The 25,518-nt window shown below is 43.6% G+C and carries 22 protein-coding genes; all 22 read right to left on the bottom strand.

Annotation, left to right across the window (positions count from 1 at the left end):
* A complete protein-coding gene (pgeF, locus tag BLV00_RS19575) occupies positions 1 to 822 on the bottom strand; it encodes a peptidoglycan editing factor PgeF (protein ID WP_093046632.1) in 822 nt (273 codons plus the stop codon).
* 63 nt (positions 823 to 885) lie between these two features.
* Positions 886 to 1,149, bottom strand: a complete 264-nt coding sequence (locus BLV00_RS19570; RefSeq protein ID WP_425441708.1) for a YlmC/YmxH family sporulation protein — start codon at positions 1,147 to 1,149, stop codon at positions 886 to 888.
* A gap of 749 nt (positions 1,150 to 1,898) precedes the next feature.
* Entirely contained in the window at positions 1,899 to 2,678 is a 780-nt protein-coding gene (gene sigG / locus BLV00_RS19565) for an RNA polymerase sporulation sigma factor SigG (RefSeq protein ID WP_093046631.1), read from the bottom strand.
* A 118-nt stretch (positions 2,679 to 2,796) separates the two neighbouring features.
* Entirely contained in the window at positions 2,797 to 3,516 is a 720-nt protein-coding gene (gene sigE / locus BLV00_RS19560) for an RNA polymerase sporulation sigma factor SigE (RefSeq protein WP_093046630.1), read from the bottom strand.
* Positions 3,517 to 3,533: 17 nt separating this feature from the next.
* The gene (gene spoIIGA / locus BLV00_RS19555) at positions 3,534 to 4,448 is read right to left on the bottom strand and encodes a sigma-E processing peptidase SpoIIGA (RefSeq protein ID WP_093046629.1); all 915 of its coding nucleotides are present in this window, start codon (positions 4,446 to 4,448) and stop codon (positions 3,534 to 3,536) included.
* A 307-nt stretch (positions 4,449 to 4,755) separates the two neighbouring features.
* On the bottom strand, positions 4,756 to 5,919 hold the full coding sequence (gene ftsZ / locus BLV00_RS19550) for a cell division protein FtsZ (protein WP_093046628.1): 1,164 nt from the start codon (positions 5,917 to 5,919) through the stop codon (positions 4,756 to 4,758).
* Positions 5,920 to 5,993: 74 nt separating this feature from the next.
* Positions 5,994 to 7,298: a cell division protein FtsA gene (gene ftsA / locus BLV00_RS19545; protein ID WP_093046627.1), complete on the bottom strand. Its 1,305-nt coding sequence runs from the start codon at positions 7,296 to 7,298 to the stop codon at positions 5,994 to 5,996.
* A 184-nt stretch (positions 7,299 to 7,482) separates the two neighbouring features.
* Positions 7,483 to 7,851, bottom strand: a complete 369-nt coding sequence (locus tag BLV00_RS19540; protein WP_093046626.1) for a small basic family protein — start codon at positions 7,849 to 7,851, stop codon at positions 7,483 to 7,485.
* The gene (locus tag BLV00_RS19535; protein WP_143030753.1) at positions 7,851 to 8,576 is read right to left on the bottom strand and encodes a DUF881 domain-containing protein; all 726 of its coding nucleotides are present in this window, start codon (positions 8,574 to 8,576) and stop codon (positions 7,851 to 7,853) included. Before BLV00_RS19535 ends, BLV00_RS19540 begins: the two co-directional genes overlap by 1 nt.
* Positions 8,577 to 8,581: 5 nt before the next feature.
* Positions 8,582 to 9,283 carry a DUF881 domain-containing protein gene (locus tag BLV00_RS19530; RefSeq protein ID WP_093046624.1) on the bottom strand — a complete coding sequence of 234 codons (702 nt, stop codon included), beginning with the start codon at positions 9,281 to 9,283 and terminating at the stop codon, positions 8,582 to 8,584.
* A complete protein-coding gene (locus BLV00_RS19525) occupies positions 9,267 to 10,088 on the bottom strand; it encodes a cell division protein FtsQ/DivIB (RefSeq protein ID WP_093046623.1) in 822 nt (273 codons plus the stop codon). The genes BLV00_RS19530 and BLV00_RS19525 overlap by 17 nt, the downstream gene beginning before the upstream one ends.
* A gap of 1,014 nt (positions 10,089 to 11,102) precedes the next feature.
* Positions 11,103 to 12,185 (bottom strand): stage V sporulation protein E, encoded by a 1,083-nt coding sequence (gene spoVE, locus BLV00_RS19520; RefSeq protein ID WP_093046653.1) that lies wholly within the window; start codon positions 12,183 to 12,185, stop codon positions 11,103 to 11,105.
* An 87-nt stretch (positions 12,186 to 12,272) separates the two neighbouring features.
* Positions 12,273 to 13,622: a UDP-N-acetylmuramoyl-L-alanine--D-glutamate ligase gene (gene murD / locus BLV00_RS19515; protein ID WP_093046622.1), complete on the bottom strand. Its 1,350-nt coding sequence runs from the start codon at positions 13,620 to 13,622 to the stop codon at positions 12,273 to 12,275.
* The gene (gene mraY, locus BLV00_RS19510; protein ID WP_093046621.1) at positions 13,619 to 14,605 is read right to left on the bottom strand and encodes a phospho-N-acetylmuramoyl-pentapeptide-transferase; all 987 of its coding nucleotides are present in this window, start codon (positions 14,603 to 14,605) and stop codon (positions 13,619 to 13,621) included. Before mraY ends, murD begins: the two co-directional genes overlap by 4 nt.
* Before the next feature lie 33 nt (positions 14,606 to 14,638).
* Positions 14,639 to 16,000, bottom strand: coding sequence for a UDP-N-acetylmuramoyl-tripeptide--D-alanyl-D-alanine ligase (locus BLV00_RS19505; protein ID WP_093046620.1), 1,362 nt, complete (start codon positions 15,998 to 16,000; stop codon positions 14,639 to 14,641).
* Positions 16,000 to 17,475: a UDP-N-acetylmuramoyl-L-alanyl-D-glutamate--2,6-diaminopimelate ligase gene (locus BLV00_RS19500; RefSeq protein WP_093046619.1), complete on the bottom strand. Its 1,476-nt coding sequence runs from the start codon at positions 17,473 to 17,475 to the stop codon at positions 16,000 to 16,002. The genes BLV00_RS19505 and BLV00_RS19500 overlap by 1 nt, the downstream gene beginning before the upstream one ends.
* A gap of 183 nt (positions 17,476 to 17,658) precedes the next feature.
* Positions 17,659 to 19,581, bottom strand: coding sequence for a stage V sporulation protein D (locus BLV00_RS19495; protein WP_093046618.1), 1,923 nt, complete (start codon positions 19,579 to 19,581; stop codon positions 17,659 to 17,661).
* A 77-nt stretch (positions 19,582 to 19,658) separates the two neighbouring features.
* On the bottom strand, positions 19,659 to 21,869 hold the full coding sequence (locus BLV00_RS19490) for a penicillin-binding transpeptidase domain-containing protein (protein ID WP_342723153.1): 2,211 nt from the start codon (positions 21,867 to 21,869) through the stop codon (positions 19,659 to 19,661).
* A 23-nt stretch (positions 21,870 to 21,892) separates the two neighbouring features.
* Positions 21,893 to 22,258: a cell division protein FtsL gene (gene ftsL / locus BLV00_RS19485; protein ID WP_093046617.1), complete on the bottom strand. Its 366-nt coding sequence runs from the start codon at positions 22,256 to 22,258 to the stop codon at positions 21,893 to 21,895.
* Positions 22,258 to 23,235 (bottom strand): 16S rRNA (cytosine(1402)-N(4))-methyltransferase RsmH, encoded by a 978-nt coding sequence (gene rsmH / locus BLV00_RS19480; RefSeq protein ID WP_093046651.1) that lies wholly within the window; start codon positions 23,233 to 23,235, stop codon positions 22,258 to 22,260. Before rsmH ends, ftsL begins: the two co-directional genes overlap by 1 nt.
* A gap of 24 nt (positions 23,236 to 23,259) precedes the next feature.
* Positions 23,260 to 23,691, bottom strand: coding sequence for a division/cell wall cluster transcriptional repressor MraZ (mraZ, locus tag BLV00_RS19475; RefSeq protein WP_093046650.1), 432 nt, complete (start codon positions 23,689 to 23,691; stop codon positions 23,260 to 23,262).
* A 200-nt stretch (positions 23,692 to 23,891) separates the two neighbouring features.
* A complete protein-coding gene (gene bshC, locus BLV00_RS19470) occupies positions 23,892 to 25,517 on the bottom strand; it encodes a bacillithiol biosynthesis cysteine-adding enzyme BshC (protein ID WP_093046616.1) in 1,626 nt (541 codons plus the stop codon).
* Position 25,518 lies beyond the last annotated feature (1 nt).

Below are 25,518 nucleotides of genomic sequence, written 5' to 3'. Positions count from 1 at the left end.
CTACACGTCTCCTTTTCCATCTGTAAAGCCTATGAATCCAAGCATCCGGCCTGTTTTCCCGTAATCACGGCGATGGGAAAAAAATACGTCTTCTTGTTCGTATGTACAATGCTCGGTAACACGGATGTATTTTTCATTTACTCCTGCATCTAATAAAATCAGTCGATTCAATTCTCTCAAATCCAACAGAAATTTTCCATCATGAAGGGGTTCGGTGACTTTATTTACATGTTTACCTTCTATGTGGTCGACCACACGTTGATCCACTTCGTAATGTTTCATGCTGATAGAAGGACCGATGACAGCGCTTATTTCTTGCGCTGGTATGCCTTGAGCTTGAAAGGCTTTTACCATCGATGCAGCCATACCATTAACTGAACCTTTCCAGCCGGCATGCGCGATACCAATCCATCCTGCTTTAGGCGCGTGAAAATATAACGGCACACAATCAGCGAAAAAAGCAGCTAATAACACGCCTGGGGTATTTGTGATCAGCCCATCGCACCCCTTGACCGCATTGTCTTGTCGGTAAGCCCCTTTACCGGCATCTTCCTCATGAACAACAGCCACCTCTGTACTGTGGACCTGTTCTCCAATCACCCATCTATTTAGGGGAATACCAGCAGACACAGCAAGTCGTTCCCGATTTGTGATGACATCCTCTTCTCGATCATTTACATGCAGGCCCTGGTTGAAATTTATAAACGGAGGCCCGCTGACCCCACCATACCTGGTTGAAAAGCCTGCCGTAAGCGCCTGATATTGCTTCCAATCCTGTATAGCTAACAGAGAATCGTATTTATGTTTAAATGGTTCTGTCATGTTACCACCTCAGTTGCCCTATATTTTACCACAGAACCAGTCATATTTCTTCTTCTAGCCCCATTATTCTATCTTATTTGTCGATTGAGGAGGGAGTGCGAAGGGTTTTTTCACTAAAATAACATCCGTCCCGATGTTGATGATCTGATCCCACGGTATCACCGCTTCTTCATCTTTTCCAAACAGGCCCATCATTTTTCCTTTCAGCGTAATCACGATGGCAACCACTTTGCCATTATCGACATCTATATCCAAATCAGCAATCTGACCGAGCCGTTCACCTGTTTCCATGGCGATGATATCCTTCATTTGTAATTCTGAAATCATCATATCTAATCACCTTCCTTGATCTATTCTATGCAAGAAAGGTGGATTACATGGTTCTAAAATATAAAAATGCGCTGTGAAATCTCCTTATTTGATTTTACAGTAAAGCTCCCTTTAGTTGAAGACTCAGTTTCGAGACTTTAGGTTGCAATGATGGAGGCTGGGAAAACGGATCGCTTTCCGTGGGCATGTGGTGAGCTTCCTCAGGCTTCGCCTTGCGGGATCTCACCGATCATGTTCATCCCACAGGACTTTGAATAAACATCTTGAATACACACCGCACGAAGGAAATGCGTAGCATTTCCGAGGAGTCTCACCGTTTTTCCAGCCACCATATGGTTGTAAGAATCTCGAAACTTCTGTTACGAATGGCATACTTTTGAAGCAATAAGAACGGATCAATCTGGCATTGTAATAGTATTCTCCTAACAATTTAGGGTAAGTAAATTTAAGAGCGATTTCGATAATCTTATGTGGTAAGGGGCGTGAGGGAAGGGTGAGACTCCTGCGGGAAAGGATAGACTGGCAAGACCCCGCAGAGCTTTAGCTCGAGGAGGCTTGCCGTCTTCCCCGCGGAAAGCGAATCCTTCCCCAACGACCCTAATCTCCTCCAATATCTCGAAATCAAGTCTTCGACTTTTCGGCCCAATAGTTGAATAAGTCCTTTGTTAAAGATTAACAACAACGTTTTAATAGAGCCAAAATAAAAAAGCGCACCGGGGTCCGGTGCACTTTGTGAATAGCTTGGTTTATTCAAACATGGTTGCATTCATTTCTTTGATGGCTGCTTTTTCAAGCCTGGAAACCTGTGCTTGAGAAATTCCGATTTCATCCGCCACTTCCATTTGCGTTTTTCCTTGGAAGAAACGTTTCGTTAAAATCATCTTTTCTCGTTCATTCAAACGCTTCATGCCTTCTCTAAGTGATAATTCATCAAGCCATACCGAGTCTTTATGCTTTTCATCCTTTAGTTGATCCATAACGAATATCGGATCTCCTCCGTCATTGTAGATTGGTTCGAACAATGACACTGGATCCTGGATTGCATCCATAGCGAAAACGACATCTTCATGGGGGACCCCCATTTCCTTGGCTATTTCAGCGGGTGCCGGATCCTTTGAACGTTCACTGATTAACTTCTCTCGCATTTGCAAGGCTTTATACGCGGTATCACGTAACGAACGTGATACACGGATCGGGTTGTTATCCCGAAGGTACCTGCGTATTTCACCAATAATCATCGGAACAGCATAAGTAGAAAACTTTACATTATGGCTTAAATCAAAATTATCGATGGATTTCATAAGACCAATACAACCCACCTGGAAAAGATCATCTACGAACTCGCCACGGTTATTGAACCGCTGAATGACACTCAATACCAGCCGTAAGTTGCCATTGACTAGTTCCTCCCTGGCAGATCGATCTCCATTTTGCATCCTTTTGAATAAAATACGCATTTCGTCATTTTTAAGTACTGGAAGCTTAGATGTATCTACACCACAAATTTCAACTTTATGTCTAGTCACGGTATTAAACCCTCCCAGGAAGCTATTCAAAATTCAGTATCTCCCTGGGTTGGGAATTATATGCATATCCAATTAAGACAAAACGGCGAACGTACGTTTCAAAAATACCGAGAAAATGCTATACCATCTTGTTAAATTCCCGTTTCAATCTTTTTATAATTTTTTTCTCAAGCCTTGAAATATAGGACTGGGATATACCGAGCATGTCGGCGACATCTTTTTGGGTCTTTTCTTCTTTATCCACCAGGCCGAACCGGAGTTCCATGATTTGCTTTTCCCTGTCATTCAGCTGTTCTAATGCTTTTTTCAATAACCGCTTATCGACCTTATCTTCGATACCTTTGGTAATGATATCTTCCTCTGTACCGAGAATATCAGACAGCAGTAGTTCATTTCCATCCCAATCGACATTCAACGGTTCGTCGAAAGAAACCTCTGATTTCAATTTATTGCTTTTCCGCAGATGCATGAGAATTTCATTTTCGATACAGCGAGAGGCGTACGTAGCAAGCTTGATTTTCTTTTCTGGATTAAAGGTATTCACGGCCTTGATCAATCCAATTGTACCGATGCTGATCAAATCCTCGATATTCAGACCAGTGTTTTCGAATTTTCGAGCAATATAGACGACCAGCCGCAGATTACGTTCAATCAACATCGCCCTGGCGGCTTTATCCCCTTTCGGCAGCCGCTTTAACAGCTCTGCCTCTTCTTCTCTTGATAATGGAGGGGGAAGCGCTTCACTTCCTCCTATGTAATAAATTTCATTCGTTTTCAAGCCAAGCTTCAATAAAATCCGATAATACCAAAGCCGTAACTTCAATTTCCATTTGTTCATATCAAAACTCCTTCCTTTTAAGCTACTTTTCCTTTTTGCATCATTTCCGGATGAAGCAGGACATGATAGCTGTCATCATCCGTCAATCTGCCGAACTGCAGACCCAGCAGCGGAGCATGCATGCTGATTTTTTTCTTCTCATCACTGACTAATTCGATTTTGTCTAATTGTAGGGCCAGCATTAATTTTCTTTCTCCACTGGCACCCTTGTAGGGAATGAAATGTACGGATTCCTGTAATGAATCAGGGATCCGGTTAATATCATAGCTTTCTTCTACCTCTTTAAGCTCCGACCATTCCTCCTCGGTGACAAACGATCGGAATACCTCTTCATCTCCCAGAAAAACAAGCTTGTTTGTCAACGGGTCACTCAAATGGTTCCCGCTATCCACTAAGCCGGTGGAAGCAGCCCTTTTCCCGTTCCACTCTAAAATAACGTCATAGATTTCCTCGTATTTCAATTTCAATATTGCAATCCTCTGTAAGCGTTGTTTTGTAAACCACCAGGCAACAGGAAACCCGATAAGCACAAACATCCAACTGATTGGATCGCCATAACCTGTAGAGAAGGTGACCATCCCTGGCGCAGACATCTGGACGTTCATTCTCAAGAAAAAATGACTGGCAAACAGGGCACCTCCAATCGCAAAAGTAACAAAATAGAAACTGGTCAAGTTACGTAAATAAACGGCTATAGACTTATAAGGGAAAGCCGCCAATATGATAATCATCGAATAAGCGAATTTACCTAATGGAGATACTAGCCAGGAATCTGAAAAAAATATCGTCAGAGGTACAATAAGGGAGGCGATCAGAGCAGCGAACATAATCCGTCGCATCGTTGTATAAGATTTTGTGACTGCCTGCGTTATAATCAGAATCATTCCATCTACTAAAAAATTAAGCAGCCATACGGCGTCGAGATAGATCATCACCTCTTTCTCCTTTTCTCAATAAATAGTGATACCAAGTATAAGACATGCTGTTCCTAAAAGTCTGTCACTTTCTGCCAGGACAGGAAGACTTTTTTTAGCCGATTTTGTCGCTGTTCGATAAGCATCCCTTTCAAGTCGAGCGCTAAAGCATGTCGAAACGTAAAAAAGGCTTCCTGGTCATTGACAAGAAGCCTTTTATGATTAAGTTGGGAGAAAATACTGGAAACTCAAAGGTTAAACGGGTTACGGGTTACATAACAAAGAGCCTCCTGCTGAATGGCAGGAGGCTCTTTGTTCATCGTTATTATCTTCTACGGTTGCGGTTTCTTAAAAATGTCGGAATATCCAATGTGTCTTCTTCTTGATTACCACGCTGCTGGGATGGCATGTCTTGTTGACGTGGCTCTTCTCTTCTTCTTTCCATGCGTTCCGGTTGTTGCTGCTGGTTGTTGACGCCGCCTCCCATTTGTCCAAGAGCCGGGCGCTGCTGTTTCGGTTGGTTCTGGCTCAACTGAGCTTCATCAAAACCAGTCGCAATAACTGTTACAACAATTTCGTCCTTCAGGTTTTCATTGATGACAGAGCCGAAAATAACGTTTACTTCCTGATCGGCTGCCGAAGTCACAATGTCAGCCGCCTCTTGTACTTCATACAAGCTTAAATTAGAACCGCCGGTGATGTTCATCAATACACCGTGCGCACCATCAATGGAAGTTTCCAGTAATGGGGAAGATATCGCTTTTTTAGCAGCTTCCACAGCACGGCTTTCACCTGTTGCAATTCCAATTCCCATCAAAGCAGACCCTTTATCCATCATGATTGTCTTAACGTCTGCAAAGTCAACATTGATCAGACCTGGGACTGCAATCAAGTCAGAGATACCTTGTACACCTTGACGAAGCACATTATCCGCTTCACGGAATGCTTCAAGCATCGGCGTATTCTTATCAACAATTTCCAATAACCGGTCATTTGGAATAACAATCAATGTATCCACGGCGCTTTTCAGGCCATCGATACCTCCTGTCGCCTGTACAGACCGCTTCTTACCTTCGAATGTGAATGGGCGTGTAACAACACCGACAGTCAATGCTCCCAGTTCTTTTGCCACGTTGGCAATGACAGGTGCTGCACCAGTACCGGTACCTCCACCCATACCAGCTGTAACGAACACCATGTCTGCTCCTTGCAAGGCTTCTTCCAGCTGTTCCTTACTTTCTTCCGCAGCCTTTTTACCTACTTCCGGGTTGGCACCTGCGCCAAGACCGCGGGTAAGCTTACCACCGATTTGCATTTTAACTTCTGCTTTAGAAAGGTTCAATGCTTGGGCGTCCGTGTTGACTGCGATGAATTCTACACCTTGCACGCCATGTTCAATCATTCGGTTGACAGCGTTGCTTCCGCCGCCACCGACTCCAATAACTTTTATTGTTGCTAGTTGGTCCATGCTTGTATCAAAATCTAACATTTTTCGTTCCTCCCAGTTCAAAGATTACGAGACTTATTTTAGCTTCCATTCGTCGGATATGAAGGAAACGTTGTTTAGTCGAAAAAGTATTTCAGTAGATTAGATAATCCTGATTCTTTTTTCTCTTTTTCTTCCTTAACAGGCTTTTCTTGTGGTTCTTGTTGTTTTACGGCACTCCGTTTCTGCTTTTTCGGTCTCGGTTGTTGATGATCTGCTACTTGTACAGATGGAAAAATCTCTTTTCCTTGTATTTTCGCATTACGATAAGCGAATTGCAAGATACCGACACCACTTGTGAATTGAGGTTCACGAACCCCGATATAATCCGGGATCGCCAATCGGATATTCGCATGGAAGATATCCTGTGCCAACTCCATCACACCAGGCATGCTCATTGTGCCACCTGTCAGTACGAAACCTCCAGGAAGATCTTTTACTCCCATCCGGTGGATTTCTTGTGCTGCAAAAACATAAATCTCTTCTAGTCTAGCTTCAATCATATCAGATAATTGCAATTGATTGAATGTTTGTTTTCGATTACTTCCGATAATTGTTGCTTCAAATTGTTCTTCTTCCCGGGCATCATCGAAAAAGGCATGTCCATGTTCCAGTTTGATTTCCTCTGCTTCTTCCGTAGAGGTTCTCAAACCGATCGATAAGTCTTTCGTAATATTATCACCGCCTAAAGCGGTCATGCTTGTCCCTTTAAGGTGTCCATCTTCAAAGACAGAAACAGTAGTGCTGCCACCTCCGATATCGATCAATGCAACACCAAGATTCTTTTCATCATCAGATAATGCCACTGTACCTGCAGCAAGTGGCTGAAGGCATATATCCAACACTTGAAGTTCAGCTCTTTCCACACACTTCAGCAAGTTATGTAGCACAGTTTTTGAACAAGTTATAATGGTTCCTTCCATTTCCAGTCGTACTCCGATCATCCCACGTGGATCGGTGATTTCATCCTGTCCATCTACAATGAACTGTTTAGGAATGACATCGATGATTTCACGTTCCGGAGGTATGGAAATGACTTGTGCGGCGTCGATAACGCGCTTGATGTCTTCATTTCCGATTTCCCTGTCATCGCTGGAGACAGCTACCACACCATGACATGGCTGAAGCTGAATATGATTCCCGTTCACCCCGACAACGACACGATCTATTTTCATATCAACCATTCTCTCCGCCTGCTCGACTGCCGAACGGATGGACTGGACCGTTTGGTCGATATCTACAATTGCTCCTTTTTTCATACCATTTGATTTTGCGGTACCCACACCGATGATATTCAAGGAATCGTTTAAGATTTCCCCGATGATCACTTTGATACGGGTGGTTCCGATATCTAAACTTACTAGAATTTCATTTTGATTCAAAAGCGATGCACCTCCTGCACTAAAGGCATATGAATAGTTCAAATATTATCGAATATAAGAAGAAAATACAATCCATTTCACCTTTCGTAAATAGATTGATATATTATGTGGTTCTTTTCACTCACATAACTGGGAAATAGAATCAATTCATGTTCTGTTTCCACAGAAAGACGTGATAATCCTCTTATTTTTCCGTATTTTTTTTCAGTTTGTTCGAAGTACGCAGATTACTGATTAAATGTCTTCGGATAATCGCTATATTCTGGAATAAACGAACTCCAAACGCGAATACAGCTGCCAGATATAAATCGATACCGAGCTGTACCCCCAAAAAGGCCAATAAGGCAGCTAATGCTACGTTGGAAAAGAAACCAGTCAAAAATACAATGTCATCGAATTTCTTTTCTAATTGGGCCCGAATACCGCCTAGCAATGTATCGAAAGCAGCCAGAACTGCTATGGTCAAGTAATCAGTATATGCATCCGGCACACGGATATCCGTCAACAGACCCAGGATTATCCCGACCAATAAAAATGCAATCGGCAGCCACATTAGTTTTCACCTGTTTCTTTACTGGAATCATGCTCCAATATTCCTAGCTGAAGATTATCGTCATATCCAGGCAGTTTCAAATTTTTTTCTGTCTGCACATCCATGGAAATATCATCAAGCGCGAACATATCCCTGGAGCGACTGGCATTTACATAATCAAGCATTTTTTTTGGATTACTGGTGAGGACTTTTATTTCCACTGGCAAAGGCTGCATCGGCCGGTTATTCACATAAGTATCTCCGTTTACATTCCTGATTGGAGATAAACTAACCACCCTCTCCTCCCCTACCGCTATTCCTTCGGCTCCAAATGTATTCAATTCATTGATCAGATGCGTCAACAAAGAGGTACTCACCGTCGGATAAGCAGGGGCATCTTCCTCCCACTCTTGAAAAATCGGAGCGAGTTTAATGGTGATGCCACTTCCTTCAACTGTGGTCAACCCGGCTTGCTGCTCTAATTGCTCTATCGAACCTTTCAATGTTTCCAGCTTTTCTTCATCAGAAACTTCGTCATACTCTTCCAATATACGATCCGCACTGGTTATCTGCTCCAGCAATTCCTGCTGCAGCTTTTGCTGTTCCTGCAGTTCTTGCCGTACTTCCCATTGATCGCGTGTATCGCGAAGTTCAGGTTCTGAAGAAGCCGTTTGAAATTGAATGGCGACCATGAAGCCAATAATTGCGAAAATGATTGACATGAGCCATTTACTACGCTTACTCACAGCATTCACCCTTCACTGGAAAGCCTTGCATCCATTTGGATAGCCTCCGACTTTTCCAGCTCTACTTCAATATTGTCAGCGACCAGCTGATCGACTACCCCATTTTTCAGAGAGAAACTGGAAAACAGCACTTCCGGGTCGCCGATTGCAGAAATGACAAAAGGTGCGGGATGCTGTGTTCCATCAACTGTAATTACTGGGCCCGTACAAGCAAAATAACTGTTGCTGAGATATCGCTGCCCGTTGATAGCTATCGCTTTAGCTCCAGCACTCTTTAGCTCATTGACCACTTTATGGATATGAGGCTCATGCACAATATAATTATTCGCATGTGCTTCATCGGGGATATATTCCGCATCCCTTAGTGTTACCGTCATTCCTGGTCCTTCTACTGGCAGCTCTCCGGTAAGCAGTTGAAGTTTTTTCTTCCGTTCTACAAAATCTGCGATCTGTCGTTCGCTAGATGCCAAATTGTTTTCAAATTGCTGAATCTTTTCTGTTTTGCCTTGTAATTCCTCCCGAAGCTCTCTGTTCTTTTCCTCTAAATCGAGGAGCTGTTTCCGGTAAAAATATTCCTTCTCCCACGTGCGCTCGGTCAGTTTAACCATTTGGGACTCTGTATCGGCCTGTGTATAACTATAAGATACTAAAAATCCCGTTGCCAAGAGAACGAAAGCGAGAATGACATGCTTACCCTTGAGTTTCATTTTCATTCTCCTCTGGTTCTGCTTGAGCGTCTTCATCTTCTGATGATTCTTGTTCAGATGTTGAATAAGCTTCAAAATAAGCACCCACATCAATATGGATGATCCCTTTATCTTCCGGACCTAACTGAGTCACAATTGAAGGGTATGCTCTCATCTTTTTAGAAAAATTCCGGATTGTCCCCTGTACTTCATATCCATCATTCATATAAAGTTTGATTTGAAATGGATTATCATCGGTCGGCGTCCAGTGAATTTCGGAAATCAATCTAGCTATACTGGCTGGGAGTTCCCTCAGTTCTTTGGACATTTCTTCCAAATAGGTAGCTTTATCGAAGCCAATCAAAAGTGGTGCATCACCGTTTGTAACATGAAGCTCATAGGATTCCAGGCGAGTCCCATTTTCCAGGATAGGATAATAGCTGCCATCGAGCTTTACATACCCGACCCGGTCATATTCCTCCACCTTGATTTGGATGGTATTCGGAAAGTTTCGCGACACACTTGCTTCGTTTACTTCTGGATGGGCCATTACACTAGTTTGGATTTGGTGTTTATCCACTTGCCAAAAGTTCTCGTCTCCCGAGACGTGGCTCATTTCCTTGATCTCTTCATCTGTAACATGGACATTTCCACTGACCTTGATATTCTTCACATGGCTAAGGGGGGACTGCAAGTAGATCACTATCGCAATCAGTAAAAACAAAATGGTTAGGTAAAAGATCAAGCGTCTGTTCGCTTTTTTCTTCCGAGCCTGCTTCAACTTCGGAATGCGATCTTCAATGGAAACAATATTCTTTTTCTCCATAATGGTGATTTCCCCTTAACATCGTTCAATATAATGAAAGACAGCTATTATGTAGGAAAATTTTTTTGAGCTTATGTTCCTATCATACATTACCTTTCAACTATCTTCCGTTGTTTCTCAAACCCATCTGGTTTCAACCCTTCAAGAAAAGCATCGGGTCATTCGAGCTAAGAAGTTATCGGTTGATGCATCGTAAACTACTGGTTTACCTGATTTGACCCCAAACCCGTTTGAATGTACCCGCTTGAAAGTTTATTTAAACATTTATCTGCCCCTCCATTTTATCATGTTAGAACAAGTTTTGTGACTCCTAGTGTTAAAAACTTAATATTTTTTAAAGATTCACCATATTTAGTGGTAATTAAGACTCTCCATACGTAAAAAAGCCGAAACTATACCTGTTCACATAGTACGGCTTATGTCCTGTGAATTTGACTGTCATTAACAAATTTCTTTACCTGCTACGAAAATTTCTTGATTTATAAAATTAAAATCCACTTCAACGGGAAAAGTATACCACTCGTTTGCCATAAATAGTGAGGGCGGGCAGGGAAAACAGTAAGCTTTCCGCGGGCGAGACGCCAAGCCTCCTCGGGCTGTGATCCCGCAGGAGTCTCCCTGTTTTCCCTGCCCTTCCAGCCTAAATAGCATTAACGAAACTTAAGTGAGTGGATTTCACATCATGAAAATAGATTTCCAACAACTATTATTTAGAAAATCATAAGTTTTCGTCTGGAAGTATATTCGCCCCCGTGTCTCCTTTATGGAAAAATGGTTGGGGAAATGGTGAGACTCCAGTGGGATTAAAGTGCCTGGTGAGATCCCGCAAGGCGATAGCCTGAGGAAGCTCACCGTACGTCCACGGAAAGCGAGCTATTTCCACAACCACCTACTCCTCACCTCAATAACGGATCAGCCAAAGGCTATTAACTATTTCTACGGATCACCAATACTTAAAGAAATAATTGCAAACCTACATTTTTCTAGATTAAATCGATTGTTTTAAGAGTAAGATTAAAGTTTCGAGTATCTGCTGACGCTTAGCAGGATACCTACAGAACATAGCGTTAAGGTCAAGGACGAACCGCCATAGCTTAAAAACGGAAGCGTGATACCCGTGACGGGGATGAGACCTGTCACAACACTGATATTGATCATCACCTGGATTGATATCATGCCGATGATGCCGAGCGCAAGCAGGCTTCCATATAAATCGGGGGCATAAAGGGCTACCCTTATTCCTCTCCACAGAATAAGCAGAAATAACAGCAGGACAAATGCACCTCCGAGGAACCCTAATTCTTCCGCTAAAATAGCAAATATGAAATCTGTCTGAGGTTCAGGAAGGTAAAAGAATTTCTGCAGGCTTTGGCCAAGCCCAAGCCCCATTAAACCGCCAGGACCAATCGCATATAAAGATTGAATGATTTGAAAGCCACTGCCCAGTGGATCTTCCCAGGGATTCAGAAAAGCGGTTATTCGCTTGATCCGGTAAGGAGCAGACGCAATCAAAGCGACAAAACCAGCCAGACCAAGCAAGCCTAACCCGATGAAATGTGCCCACCTGGCGCCTGCCACGAAAATCATCAGCATGCAAGTGCCTACCAGTACGACCCCGGTTCCTAAATCCGGCTGTAGCATAATCAGTGCAAATGCCACCATTACCAGACTCAAGGCAGGCAAAAAACCTTGCTGAAAAGAGGTAATATATTTTTGCCGTTCTGATAAGAACTTAGCCAAAAATATAATCAAACCGAGTTTCATGAATTCAGACGGCTGGATACTGAAGGCTCCGACACCAATCCAGCTTTGCGCTCCTCCTCTGACCATACCGACTCCGGGTATCAGTACCGCTATTAAAAAAACAAAACAGATGATTAAGAGCTTTTTTGCATGGGTCCTCCAGAATAAATACGGTATCCTTGCAATAAAAAACATCGCCAGGACCCCGACACCTGCGAATAAAATCTGACGTTTCGCAAAGAAAAATGAATCGTTGAATTTATAGCTCGCCCATATACTGGATGAACTGTATACCATGATGACTCCTATCGTCAGCAAAGACAGGATTCCAACCATCAATAGGATATCCGGCATTGTTTTGGGATTGCTAGTCTTATGCAATGAAAAAACCCCTCCTCCAACTAAAATTGGAAAATGGGGCTTTTACTGCGGAACAAGCCCCTACTTCAGCTTATGCACAGCTTGGACATACATATTCCCTCTTTCTTCAAAAGTACGGTACTGATCCCAGCTTGCGCAAGCTGGAGACAAGAGGATGACGTCCTTATTTTCAGATAGTTCATATGCTGCCTGTGCTGCTTGTTCCACATTATCGACTTTTTTAATTGCAGTTATACCAGCCTGTTCACCAGCCTGCTGCATTTTACCGGCTGTTTCGCCAAACACGACCATCGCTTTGACATGATCTAAAAAAGGAACCAATTCATCAAAATCATTTCCACGGTCAAGGCCGCCTGCCAAAAGAATCACAGGCTGTTTGAAAGAGCTTAACGCTTTCGAGGTAGCGAGAATATTCGTAGCTTTCGAATCGTTATAGAACAGTCTGTCTTCAATATTGTCTACAAACTCTAAACGGTGCGGAACACCTTTAAAGCTTGTCAACACGTTTATTATTCCTTCATTGGTGGCACCATTCAGTTTAGCAGCAGCTACTGCTGCCAAAATATTTTCCATATTATGTTCCCCTACCAGCACAACCTCGTCCCGTTTGATGATTGGCTCGCCATTGTAATAGATATATTCTTCATCTGCATACGCGCCCTTATCAAGTTTCTGCATGGTAGAAAAAGGGACGAGCTGTGCATTTGCTTCGCCTATAAACTTAGCAATCGTCGGATCATCGATATTAAAGACAAGAAAATCTTCCTCGGACTGGTTTTTGAAAATTTGCGCTTTCGCCTGCCGATAGTTCTCTAATGTTTTATGATAATCCAGGTGGGCTTCATAAATATTCAATAATACGGCAACAGTAGGACGGAAACGCTCAATGCCCATTAATTGGAAAGACGACAACTCAATAACCAACGTGTCTTGGTCATTCGTCCGCCTGGCTACTTCACAAGACACTTCTCCGATATTACCAGCGATGCTTGACTGCTTGCCGCTTTTCAATAATATTTCATGGGTCAGGGTAGTTGTAGTGGTTTTTCCATTGGAACCCGTAATCCCAATCATCGGTCCTTTATGAAGGATACCGGCAAGTTCTACTTCCGTGATGATCGGCAGGCCGCGGACCTCCGCTTCAGCTACCAGGCTGTTGTCATATGGAATGCCAGGATTTTTGATCATGACATCGATTCCATCCAGGGCTGAAACAGGATGGCCGCCAAGAATGATTTCGGCTCCAGCCTCTTTTAGGTCCTGGACGACCGGATCCTCCGGGTTAGCTTTATAATCATTGATACGGACAGAAATACCGCTATCCAATAACAGCTTAGCAGCAGCTGTTCCACTTTTAGCGAGTCCTAAAATTAGTGCATGATGATACGTAAAGTCTTCTAGTCGTTTCAACCTAACCACACCTCAATATAGATTCCTAGCATTGCGAACACAAGGCCGAGAAGCCAAAAAGACGTCACAACACGCCATTCCGACCAGCCTTTCAACTCATAATGGTGATGAAGCGGACTCATACGGAATACCCGCTTGCCTGTAGTTTTAAAAGATATGACTTGAATGATGACAGATAAGGTTTCGATAACAAACACGCCACCGATAATGACAAGTAATATTTCCAGTTTTGTAAGAATAGCTACGATAGCGATCGCTCCACCCAATGCCAGTGAACCGGTGTCTCCCATGAATACTTTAGCAGGATGTGCATTAAATACCAAAAATCCTAGCAAAGCACCGACAATAGCCAATGAAAAAATCGTGATTTCAAATTGCGGATTCCCCGTCCATGCAAGAATGGCAAAAGCACCGAAAGCTAAAGCCGCCGTTCCTGCGAGCAGCCCGTCGAGACCATCTGTCAGGTTGACAGCATTTGACGCACCTACCAGCATGACGAGGATCAATACCGGGTAAAGCAGTCCTAGGTCCAACTGAATATCAGTAGCCGGAACACCTATGTAAGTCGGAAAGTTATGCTGCCTTAGAATCATGTAAACGACCACAGCAATGACGAATTGTGCCAGTAGTTTCTGCTTGGATGTCAAGCCAAGGTTCCGTTTCATGACGACTTTGATAAAGTCATCTAAAAAGCCAATCAATCCATACCCGATCAATACGAATAAAAGTAAAAAGACTTCAAAACTCATCGGGTTGGGATTGAATTTTGCTGCCATGATCAAGGTTGTGATACTGACAGAGAATAATACCATCAATCCTCCCATGGTAGGTGTTCCGGATTTTTTTTGATGGCTTTCTGGTCCTTCTTCCCGAATACTCTGACCAAATTTCAATCTGCGAAGAAAAGGGATGAATACCGGTGAGATCAGGACGGTGATTAAAAATGCGACTGCTATGGTGATTAATAGTACATAATCGTTCATTTGTTGTTCCTCCTTTACGACAGTTCCCGTCCGTTACTTTTCTATCAAGGGATCGATGATCGTTTCCAGTTCCACACCTCGGGATGCTTTCACCAGAATGACTGTTTCCTCACCCAGTTCTTTTTCGACCATTTGCTGCAGTTTCCGCTTATCGGTGAAATGGTCTGTTTTTATAGTAGGATTTTTTTCTTTAGCGGCTACACTGATCTGATTAGCATCTTCTCCATACGTAAATACAGCCGCGATCGTGTCATCAATCACTTCTGCCACAGACCGGTGCATTTGTTTCGCGTGTTTGCCAAGCTCGTAAATATCACCAAGAACAAGCACTTTGTGGGTCTTTTCTTTCATTTCCTTGATGACTTCGATGACAGCTTTCATCGAGGTGGGAGAAGCGTTGTACGCATCATTAATGATCAGGGACCCATGCTTGCCTTTCAGTCTTTCGAACCGCATGCCTGTAACTTCTATTTCGTTCAATCCTTCTTGAATCTGTACTGGTGAAATATCCAAAAGACGAGCAAGGGTAATGACAAAGCTTGCATTTTTAACATTATGCTTCCCGGCAAGCGGTAATTCATAGTTGATGCCAGCAATAGAAAAACGGCTGTTTTGATCCGTCAATTCAAGGTTTTCGATACGGGAACGGTTCTGTGGCTCCACCCCGCACCCCCAATTATTCGCATTCTTTAATTCTTCTGCAAGTAAAGGTTCGTCGCCGTCAAAAATCAAGGCCCCTTCATTCTTAAGCCCTGCTTTTATTTCCAGCTTCGCCTTAGCAATCCCCTCTCGGCTTCCTAAATATTCAATATGAGATTCGCCGATATTCGTTATGATCGCATAATCCGGCTTTGCTAAATGGCTCAACACTTCGATTTCCCCAGCCTGGCTCATGCCCATTTCCAGGACAGCCACTTCTGTCTGTTCTGGCATAGCAAAAATAGTCAATGGCAAACCAATGTGATTATTGAAATTCCCAGCTGTCTTATGGGTGCGGTATTTTGTGCCTATGACTGCTGCCGTTAAATCTTTCGTAGTCGTTTTTCCATTTGAGCCGGTCACACCAATAACAATCGGATTGACTTTTTCTAAATAGAGTACCGCCATCGCCTGCAAAGCAGCCAATGTATCGTCGACAAAAAATAACGGGAAATCCGTCGGTACATACCGAGGCACTTCCCTGTTTTTTTGCCATATCGATGCGACAGCACCATTTTCAATCGCTTGTTTGAGGAACTCGTGGGCATCGAAGTTTTCGCCGACGATTGGAACGAAAATGCTCTGCTTCAGATCTTTTCTCGAATCCGTCATCACGTGACGCAATGGAATACGATCATTTACTGCCCCTTTGGACTCCGGGAATAAATCATTCAATTCGTTTACAGCAAATAACATCATTTACTCTCCTTTAGCTGCTTTAAAAGTTCACGTGCTACTTCACGATCATCAAATTCGTATCGTTTGCCGTTAATGTCCTGATAGGTCTCATGTCCTTTACCGGCGATTAAAATCATATCCCCAGGCTGTGCTTTTTCCACGGCAAATCGAATCGCTTCCTTACGGTCCACGATTCTTTCATATCCTCCCGCTTCCAGATGCTCAACCATATCATCGAGGATCTGTTCTGGAGGCTCTGTTCTTGGGTTATCCGAAGTGAATATGGCATGGTCACCGAACTCCATCGCTACATCAGCCATTAACGGGCGCTTCGTACGGTCACGGTCTCCGCCGCAGCCAACCACTACCCTGACTTTGCCCCGACAGAACTCCTGCATCGTCTGCAAGACATTATGAAGGGAGTCGGGTGTGTGGGCATAATCAATGACGACACCGAAAGGCTGCCCTTCCTCCACAGGCTCAAATCGTCCGCGTACACCCTTAGTGGCTTCCAACGCTTGCTTAATCACATCCAGTTTCACCCCGGATGCGATAGCTGCCCCCGCCGCCGCCAGCATATTGTAAACATTAAATTTCCCCATCAGGCTACTGTTGATGGTGACCTCGCCTTCGGGAGTGGTCAATGTAAAGGTCGTGCCCTTTTCATGTAATTGAAGATTATCAGCCATGATTGCTGCTTCTTTTTGTATGCCATAACTAAGAACCGGCTGGGCAGTACTTCGTTTCATGACGTCAGCTGCAGGATCGTCCTCATTGATGACGGCAAACTTCGGTTTCTCCGGGTTAAAGGTATTGCCCAATTGAGCGAACAACAGCGATTTAGCATGGAGGTACTCATCCATATTCCCGTGATAATCCAAATGGTCCTGACTCAGGTTTGTAAAAACAGCTACATCAAAATCACAACCATGCACACGGCCTTTATCCAAAGCATGAGAAGACACCTCCATAACCGCAGTGTCTACGTTCCTTTCCTTCATCTCATGGAAACTTTTTTGCAAAAACAAAGAGTCTGGTGTCGTATTCTTCACAGGATACACCGACTCGTTTATTTTCATTTGGATCGTGCCGATCAAGCCGGTTTGATGTCTGTTCATTTGAAAGATTTCATCAAGCAGATAACTGATGGACGTTTTACCATTCGTACCGGTAATCCCAATCAATTGCATGGAAGTGGTAGGGTAGTGATAAAACGTGTTGGCTATGCTGCCCATGGCCCTGTTCGTGTCCGGTACAACAATATACGGGATAGAAACCTCCAGCGGACGTTCGCAGATAAGCGCAGCTGCTCCCTGCTGCACCGCCTGCTGAGCAAAGTCATGGCCATCGAAATGTTCCCCGGGGAGACAGATGAACAGGTCCCCTTCCTTTACATTCCGGGAGTCCATCTCCACCCCGTTAACTTCGATATCCTTCAATGGTTTATTTGTTTGAAAATATGGTATATGTCTCAATAATTCTGGTAGCTTCATCTTCTATCATCCTAACTGTAAACACATTCTCATCTATTATAGCAAAAGTTTCTTCATCTCACGATGACAGAAAAAAAATTAATTAGGAAAAGTTGACTTGTCGCCAAGTCCTTATGGTGAAAGACTTGCTTTTTCCTATACTTCCATCGTTTTATAAAGGTAAATTTTCTTAAAAGGTAAAAATCACTTTCCTAAGTATACACGTACAGACGAGCCCATTTCTAACTTTACGCCAGGCTCGGGCGCTTGTTCAATAACCTTATCTCCTTCTCCACTTACTTCTACATTGAGATCGATAAGATAAGTTTCGAGTTCATCCTTCTCCAGCCCGACTAAATCAGGCATTTCCACCATCGGCTGATCCGGCCATTTGTACTCTTTCTCCAGACCGCCATCTCTTTGCTCTACACCAAGCGCCCGCAGGCTGTCTTCCATGATGTTGCCAACAAGGGGAGCAGCTACTACACCACCGAATTGGATGGTGTTCTTAGGATTATCCACTGCTAAATAAACGACAAGTTGGGGATCATCAGCAGGGGCAAATCCAATAAACGAAACGATATGATTGTTACTCATATATTTCCCGTCTTTGCCTACCTTCTGAGCGGTACCTGTCTTACCACCGACACGGTATCCTTCGACATAGGCTCCTCTTCCAGATCCTTTAGCGACGACGCTCTCGAGTGCTTTACTGACTTCGTTAGATGTTTCTTCAGAAATAATTCTTTCTTTCATTTTGGGTTCATTTTTTTTAACAATGTCCCCTGTCACCGGATCCCTCCAGGCTTCCTGGATATAAGGTTCATATAAGTATCCACCGTTTACAGCAGCAGCCACTGCCATCACTTGCTGGATAGGGGTGACGGAGACCCCTTGGCCAAAGGCTGTTGTCGCAAGTTCGACCGGACCGACATTTTCCGGTTTAAACAATATTCCTTTCCCTTCTCCTTGCAAATCTATTCCTGTTTTTTCACCAAACCCGAAATTATCGATGTAGTTGAATAATTTTTCTTTGCCAAGCTTTTGTCCCAAGGTCACAAAACCGGGGTTGCAGGAGTTTTGGACGACTTCCAAATAAGTTTGATCGCCATGCCCTCCTTTTTTCCAACACCTTATCTTTGCTCCATCCACATTGATCGAACCAGAATCGTGATAGCGATCTTCATGCAGATCGACGAGGTTTTCTTCCAGTGCAGCTGCCAGTGTGATTATCTTAAATGTGGAACCAGGCTCATATGTACTCCATACCGGTAAATTTCGATTGTACACGGCAGGGTCTACATCCTGGTAATTTTCCGGGTGAAAATTAGGTCTGGATGACATTCCAAGCACACGGCCGGTTTTCGGATCGACTGCAATTGCCACGGCGCCGTCCGGCTCATATTTGGAGACAGCGATATCCAGTTCACGTTCCATTATCGTCTGGACGCGTTGGTCGATGGTTAGTTGTAAGTCCATTCCATCTTTAGGCGCTTCGTAAACATCCGCTTTGTTTGGCATACGTTTTCCCTTCGCATCCGAATAAAAAGATAAGTAGCCTGGATTCCCGCTTAATTGTTCATCATAATAAGCTTCAAGCCCCATTAAACCTTGATTATCGATGCCTGTGAAGCCAAGCACATGAGAAAGAAACTCTCCGTTTGGATAGTAGCGCTTCGAATCCTGTGCGACATAAATTCCTTCCATCCGTAACCCTTGTATTGCTTTTGCTTGTTCCTCTGAGATTTTTCGTCCTTCTGGATGGATTCTTTCAATTGAAATATTTTTCGTGACATGCTGGTAAGCTTTTTCCAATGGCATGTCCAAAATCCTTGCCAACTCCTGAGCTGCTTTTTTCGGTTCTTTTATCTGCCTTGGCACGACCATCACGGTAGGGGCGGATACATTACCAACCAATACCTCCCCTTCCGTGTCCAGGATTTTTCCTCGCTCTGGTTCAAAGGTAATGTCTCTGCTCCATGATTCTTCCGCATCGGAAACAAGAAAATCTCCCAGCACAAATTGGACATAACCAAGCCTGGTTATAATGATTAAAAATATAACTGCTGCCAAAATAAAAACAGTGATCAACCGTTTTCTGACTGTTACGAGTGATACGCGCTTCATCGATTTGGCTCCTTTCGCGCATAGACTTAGCTTGTATCACTATATGACAGTCAAAAAACGATTAGAACACTGCTCGTTCACGAGGAAGGGTCAGCTTCTTCTTCAGAATCCGCTTCTGTTTCCTCTTTTTCTCCCTCTTCCATTCCGGGCGGCTGGAATTCTACCACTAAATACCCCCCGTCTTGTATTTTCGCACCAGGTTGTGCACTCTGTTTAAACGCAAATCCATTTCCCATAGTTTCTACTTTCAAATTAAACATGTCTGCAAAATGAAAGACATCCCTTGCTGACCAGCCAGTTATATCAGGCATGGTCGGATTGTTCGTCACAAGGAAAATCCGTTGATTAGGAAGAATCGGTGTCCCCTCTTCCGGGTATACCTTTTCGACTTTTCCATCTTCCGATCCAATCACCGTTATTCTATTGAACTCACTTCCAAGCTTCTCTTTCGCCTTCTTGACGGAGTCCCCTTGCACTTCTGGAAGTTCTTTTGGATCCACCGTTTCTTTGGATTCCTGGTCCGGTCGGATATCCAGATAGTGAAGACTGTTCTCTGTCACTGTTTTGACGATATGCGCAACCGGTTCCGGTCCATACTCGGTCACTTCCAGTTCAGGCTGCTGAACTGCAACATAAATCAATAGTTCAGGGTCATCCTCAGGTGCCATACCCAAGAATGAAAAAATATAATTATTTTTTCCTGACATGTATCTTCCTGTTTCTGAATCAGGAATCTGGGCTGTACCGGTTTTTCCAGCCAGACTATAATCATTCAACTGATAAACATTACCAGTAGCTTCTTCATTCGAAACAACAGTCCCCAGTAATTCACGCATTTGTTTTGCTGTTTCCGGAGAAATCGGCTCGCTGATCGTTTCTGGTTCATTTTTGCTTTTTACCTCACCTGATTCACTATCTAAAACTTTTGAAAGCACATACGGTTTCATCATTTTGCCGTCATTGGCAACTGCGCTGGCAGCAGTCAATAACTGGATCGGGGTAGTAGTAGTGCCTTGTCCAAAGGCAGTGGTCAGTTTTTCAACAGGCCAGTCATATAAGATTCTTCCTGTTTCTTCTCCTGGTAAATCAATACCCGTTTTTTGTCCAAAACCGAACTTGTCCAGATAATGACGGAATTTTTCCAATCCAATTTTTTCTTTAGCCAGTTTGGCAGCAGCAACATTGGAGGAATAACGCATTCCCTGATCATATGAGATATTTCCCCACCCTTCACGGCGGTGGTCGTATATAGGACGGCTCCCTTCATCAAACTGATAGTTTCCGGATTTGAATTCTTCTGATCCATTATAGACCCCTTCTTCCATTGCCGAGGCCCACGTGAAAATCTTCATCGTCGAACCGGGTTCAAATGGATAGGATACAATATCGTTGTACCAGTTCTCCACCTCACCGATTTGGTTCGGGTTGTAGCTTGGACGGTTCCCAAGCGCGAGTATTTCCCCGGTATCAGGATCCATGACAGCGCCCATGATCCGTTTCGGTTTGTATTGCTTTTCGACCTGACCCATGGCGTCTTCTAAAAATGTCTGGATTTTCTGGTCGATCGTCAGCATGACATCGTCCCCATCATCCGGCTTTTTGATCACTTCTTTTGGATCAAGCAGCTTCACACCATATTTATCGCGCTGGTAAGAGATTCTCCCAGGACTCCCCTGCAAATATTTCTGCATTTGTTTTTCAACACCTGTCACTCCCTTACTTTCCCCGCCTTGGGGACGCGAAAAGCCGATAATGTGGGATGCGAACGTGCCATTCGGGTAATACCGCTTCGACTCTTCAATGAAATTGATACCAGCAAGTTCCAACTGTTTGATATCTTTCATTTTTTGTTGGGATAAATCCTTCCCGGCCGATCCGAACTCCACCTGGAACCTGTTGTTTTCAATTCCTGATTCTATCCGGGTTTCAATTTCACTTGCTTTCATATCTAATAAAGGAGCCAGCATTTCCGCCGTCTTTTCCGGGTCGGTTACATGCTTTGGCTCCTCCAGGTTCGTTGAATATGCTTCATCCACAATGGCATACAGCCTATAAGTAGGGCGGTCATAAGCCAGCGTCATGCCGTTCTGGTCCAAGATCCGGCCACGGGTCGCATCGAGTTGGTAAGAGCTTGACCGTTTCTTATCCGCCCACTCATTTAAATCGATTCCCTGAACTTCCCCTGTTGTCTGAATGTATAAAAACCTTCCTGCCAATAACATGAAAAGCAGCGAAAAAAACAACATCCACACTTTAGCCATCCGCTGGGTATTCTTGCTCTTCATCATAAGATGCTCACCACAATCTTTTGTTAATTTCCGATGGTTGATGCTTGTTTCACTTTAGCGTTCTGGATTTTAAGCCCATTTTCCTTAGCAATTTTAAGGATGCGGTCCGGGTTACTCAATTCTTTCACTTCGTATTGAAGGTTTTCATTGGTAGTTTTCTGGACTTTCACTTGCTGTTCCAGTTTTTGCACATCCCTGTTCAAGGCATCAGTGGTCGAAGAAAATTGTACCATAAAAACAGAAGCTGTAAGTACAATTCCACTTGCCACCGTGTAAAGGAATTTCTCTCCTCTGGAAATCCATCTCTTCTTCTGAACTTTAACCTTTACCTGTTTTTGTGTTTGTTCCTGCTCCTGGTGTTGTAGGTGTTTTATTTGTTCTGCATTCATCATTTATTCCACCTTTCATCCATTTTGAATTCTTCCGTCCAGTCTTTCACTTTCTCTACGATTCTTAATTTGGCAGATCGTGATCTGCGATTATTCTCTAATTCCGATTCATTTGGAACGATGGGTTTTCTAGTCACAAGCTTAAAAGGCGGCTTCTTTTCTTCAGGTATGACCGGAATATTTTTAGGTATCGGTGGATTGCTGCTCCACTTTTTAAATGCCTGTTTGCATATCCTGTCTTCTAACGAATGAAAAGTTATGACTGCTATCCGACCGTTGATTGCAACGGAACGGGCCGCCTGATCCAATGCATTACTGAACACTCCAAGCTCATCATTGACCGCTATCCGGATCGCCTGAAACACGCGTTTAGCCGGATGTCCACCTTTCCTTCGCGCTGGGGCTGGTATGGCGTCTTTAATGATATCGACGAGTTCAAATGTTGTTTCAATCGGCTTTTCTTCCCGTCTTGCTTCTATTTTTCGTGCGATTTGTTTCGAGAACTTTTCTTCTCCATATTTAAAGAAAATTTTCACCAGCTTTTCATAAGGCCATTCATTGATGACTTGATAGGCTGCAAAGGAATCCTGCTGGTTCATCCGCATATCAAGCGGAGCATCGTTTTGATAACTGAACCCACGCTCTTTCACATCGAGTTGGGGGCTGGAAACTCCAAGGTCGAACAGGATGCCATCCACGTGTTCGATGCCTAACTTTTCTAATTGCAGTTCCAATTCACTGAAATTCGCATGGACAAAAATAATTTTGTTTTGATGAGGTTCAAGCCTCTCTTTAGCTGCCTTAAGGGCCATTTCATCCTGATCGAAGGCAATCAATCTCCCATTCGCGCTTAACTGCTCACAAATGGCTTCCGAGTGTCCGCCTCCGCCAAGTGTACAATCGACGTATGTACCATCTGGCTGTACCTGCAATCCTTCGACAGCTTCTTTTTTTAATACACTAAAATGATCAAACATCCAATCACCCGCTTCTTTTTCCAATTAAATATCAAAATCCATCATATTTTCAGCAATCTCCGCAAAGGATTCTTCGGATTCCTCAAAATAGGTTTCCCATTTGTCCTTCGCCCAGAACTCAATCCGGTTAGAGACACCGATGACAACACATTCTTTCTCAAGATTTGCGAAATTCCTCAAAGGCTGTGCGATATTTACTCTTCCCTGCTTGTCCACTTCGCATTCTACTGCACCTGAGAAGAAAAAACGTGTGAAGGCGCGGGCGTCTTTTTTAGTCAGTGGGAGTTTTTTCAGTTTTTCTTCAAGAATTCTCCATTCGGTCATTGGGTAAGCAAACAAGCATTGATCCAGTCCTCTGGTCAGCACGAAAGTATCCCCCAGGCCCTCACGGAACTTGGCAGGAACGATGATTCTTCCCTTCGTATCAATGTTGTGCTGGAATTCGCCCATGAACATAGAGTCTTCCCCACTTTCTGAATAAATCCAGTGTACCACATTCCCCCACTTTCCTCCACATTAACATACACTTTCGCCCCACAATAAAAAAAATCCTGCTCAAATGAGCAGGATTCCTTCTTTGTTTTTCGACGATGAATTGTTATTAAATCAAGCTTTTACACGTTTTTTGACAGCTGGGTGGTGGATGGTGGGGGAAATTACATGTAAATCCCATAATGGGGTTCTTCAAATCTCATTTCATGGCCGAGAATTTCTTCAAACACATCCCATCCAAACTGGTTGATCCAAGGGAGTATTCCCCACATTCGTTCCTGAAGACCTCCTCCAGGGTGTAATAATAAGCCGAGATAGTCAAACTTGCGCAGCTCGTAGGCATGTTTTTCTTCTATCGCTTTGGACATACGCTGCTCCAGAAACTCGATATCTTTGAACAGATAGGCAAGATTCTTTTCTGCCAGCTGTCCAATGTCATCACGGATGTCGGCTGCTTTTTCCCTTAAGGGGTGATGGATCCGTTCGATTTCCCTTTTCACCTGGTCTGTGATCACTTCTAAAGGCGGGTAACTTTGTGAGGTCAGCCATGCTGTCTTTTCATGCGCAACCCCCTGTTCAATCACTTGTTTCACCTTCAGATGAAAGTTATCCATATATTTAGCTGCTTTACGATCAATAAAAGTGAAAGAAAGGCGCGGTATAACCGGAGGCATTTTCAGCCCCAATGCTTCAAAAGCAGGCTTCAATACCGACCAGTAACTTATTTCACCCGGTCCACCAATGAATGCAAGCGTAGGAAACATCATCTCCTGCATCAGCGGCCGTGTCACTACGTTATTACTTAAATGTTCGGGCTCCTGGTCAGCAATTTCAAGCAGCTCTTCTTCCGTCAAGACCACTTCCTCTTGCTTGCCGAAATAGCGGCCATCTTCTCCTTTAACTAATAGAACCCTTTCCCCGTCCTGGTGTAAGAACAGGTGGGCATCCGATAAATCGCAGTCCAGTGAAACAGGATAGCCTTGCTGCATGTTTTGCTGCCAGGCCGCATACACCCCTTGTGTTATTTGCGATTGGTTATGGATCATCGCTTTAAAATGGGAAGATTCAAGCTTTCTAAACTTCGGATGATGGGAGTCAACCAGGACCACCCCTTCCTGACGAAACAACTTATAGATCAAGCGCGCAAAGAAGTCCACATAGCTTTCAGACTGTTTCAGTTCTTGTTTGATTTCTTGTTGCAGATCTTTGGTAAAGCCTGTTTCTTCTAATTCGCTAAACAAGTCTGCAAGCCATTCTTCCACAGTTTCTTGTTCCATTTGCAATTCACTTACCGAAGCTTTTTGAATGGGTACTTGACCTACCTGATATTTTTTCATCCGGTTTGCTTCTGGTAAAAACAAATGGTTGATTTCATCAAAATCATGGTCTTCCCCCGCTATCCAAAATACAGGGATAACCGGCGTTCCACACTCTTTTTCTGTTTTTCTGGCAAGATAAATGATAGAAATCAATTTATGGACAGAATAAAGGGGACCGGTAAGCAGCCCTGCCTGTTGACCTCCGATGATGACCGTACTTTCAGGGTCTGTTAACCGGTCGATATTCTCTACAGTACTCCTCGGAGCATCCCACTCCCCATTAATTTCATGCAATACACGTACCAGCTCATCCCGTTGAAAGGACTGCTCCTTCAAATCTTCTTTCCGCTTTGTAAAGACAGACGAGTGAAAAGGATGATAGTGGAACTTATCCTGTACGCGCTCCATAGATTGACGATAATCATGGACGAGAGCGTTATTCGTTTTTATATCAATTGGATCGATGCGCATA

Source organism: Thalassobacillus cyri (assembly GCF_900107755.1).
Classification (GTDB): Bacteria; Bacillota; Bacilli; order Bacillales; family Halobacillaceae; genus Thalassobacillus; species Thalassobacillus cyri.
This window is presented reverse-complemented; position numbering and strand designations above follow the sequence as displayed.

Excerpts from the sequence above, each read along its gene's own strand:
- BLV00_RS19500 (WP_093046619.1), bottom strand. The coding sequence starts at position 17,475 with ATGAAGCTACCAGAATTATTGAGACATATACCATATTTTCAAACAAAT.
- mraZ (WP_093046650.1), bottom strand. The coding sequence starts at position 23,691 with ATGTTCATGGGCGAATTCCAGCACAACATTGATACGAAGGGAAGAATC.
- mraY (WP_093046621.1), bottom strand. The coding sequence starts at position 14,605 with ATGAACGATTATGTACTATTAATCACCATAGCAGTCGCATTTTTAATC.
- BLV00_RS19525 (WP_093046623.1), bottom strand. The coding sequence starts at position 10,088 with ATGGAGAAAAAGAATATTGTTTCCATTGAAGATCGCATTCCGAAGTTG.
- bshC (WP_093046616.1), bottom strand. The coding sequence starts at position 25,517 with ATGCGCATCGATCCAATTGATATAAAAACGAATAACGCTCTCGTCCAT.
- ftsL (WP_093046617.1), bottom strand. The coding sequence starts at position 22,258 with ATGAATGCAGAACAAATAAAACACCTACAACACCAGGAGCAGGAACAA.
- pgeF (WP_093046632.1), bottom strand. The coding sequence starts at position 822 with ATGACAGAACCATTTAAACATAAATACGATTCTCTGTTAGCTATACAG.
- BLV00_RS19540 (WP_093046626.1), bottom strand. The coding sequence starts at position 7,851 with ATGTGGCTGCCGATTGCATTTTTATTGGTCGGGATAATCCTGGGTCTG.
- ftsZ (WP_093046628.1), bottom strand. The coding sequence starts at position 5,919 with ATGTTAGATTTTGATACAAGCATGGACCAACTAGCAACAATAAAAGTT.
- BLV00_RS19530 (WP_093046624.1), bottom strand. The coding sequence starts at position 9,283 with ATGAAACTCAAGGGTAAGCATGTCATTCTCGCTTTCGTTCTCTTGGCA.
- BLV00_RS19495 (WP_093046618.1), bottom strand. The coding sequence starts at position 19,581 with ATGAAGCGCGTATCACTCGTAACAGTCAGAAAACGGTTGATCACTGTT.
- BLV00_RS19490 (WP_342723153.1), bottom strand. The coding sequence starts at position 21,869 with ATGATGAAGAGCAAGAATACCCAGCGGATGGCTAAAGTGTGGATGTTG.
- BLV00_RS19505 (WP_093046620.1), bottom strand. The coding sequence starts at position 16,000 with ATGTTATTTGCTGTAAACGAATTGAATGATTTATTCCCGGAGTCCAAA.
- spoVE (WP_093046653.1), bottom strand. The coding sequence starts at position 12,185 with ATGCCGGATATCCTATTGATGGTTGGAATCCTGTCTTTGCTGACGATA.
- sigE (WP_093046630.1), bottom strand. The coding sequence starts at position 3,516 with ATGAACAAATGGAAATTGAAGTTACGGCTTTGGTATTATCGGATTTTA.
- spoIIGA (WP_093046629.1), bottom strand. The coding sequence starts at position 4,448 with ATGATCTATCTCGACGCCGTATGGCTGCTTAATTTTTTAGTAGATGGA.
- BLV00_RS19570 (WP_425441708.1), bottom strand. The coding sequence starts at position 1,149 with ATGATTTCAGAATTACAAATGAAGGATATCATCGCCATGGAAACAGGT.
- rsmH (WP_093046651.1), bottom strand. The coding sequence starts at position 23,235 with ATGTTTGATCATTTTAGTGTATTAAAAAAAGAAGCTGTCGAAGGATTG.